Below are 619 nucleotides of genomic sequence, written 5' to 3'. Positions count from 1 at the left end.
AACGGTCTCGTATAACCGTCAGTTACGGGATTAAAGTTAATAATTTTCGGTTAAGAACTGGCGTTAGCAATTCCGAGTGGATTCGGACGTAGTCGAATCCGCCGTAATTGCGGTTATACATTGTTGTACGCTGGCTTTTTTATCCGTTTAATTATTCTAATCAGATTTGGAATAATTGCAAATATTGCACTTAAACCTAAAATCAGTCCGTAATTTATGTCATTCCAGTGTAATTTTCTAATTCCATTGTCACAAGCAGTACATTCCACAACTTTTAGATTTGCATCTAAAGAGGAAAATCCGAGTATTAAAATTCCGAAAATCAGAAGGCTAATTATTATGTTTTTTAAATAATCAGCGAGTTTTTGATTCAGATTGTCAAGCGTTAAAATTAGAAGTCCAATTCCGAACGTCAGGAAATAAAGTTTATTCGAGAAAACAAAAAAGTTTTTTCCAACAAATTGAATTTTGTCAGAAGTTGACCATTTAAAAATGTCCTGAATTATTCCACGAAAAAAAGATTCGGAAGAATAGGCTATGATAATTCCGATTACAAATGCTAAAATTCCAAATATTATCTTTTTTGTCAATTTCGAGTGAGTTTTGGCTTGCGTACAAC

At 32.8% G+C, this 619-nt stretch carries 1 protein-coding gene; it reads right to left on the bottom strand.

The window, feature by feature from the left end; translation table 11 throughout:
- Positions 1 to 113 precede the first annotated feature (113 nt).
- Positions 114 to 619, bottom strand: a 506-nt coding sequence (locus tag FS85_RS14880) for a hypothetical protein (protein WP_010134012.1), incomplete at its 5' end; no start/stop codon positions are given.

Origin of the sequence: Ochrovirga pacifica (assembly GCF_000220525.1) — a bacterium.
In the GTDB taxonomy this organism is placed as follows: domain Bacteria; phylum Bacteroidota; class Bacteroidia; order Flavobacteriales; family Flavobacteriaceae; genus Ochrovirga; species Ochrovirga pacifica.
This window is presented reverse-complemented; position numbering and strand designations above follow the sequence as displayed.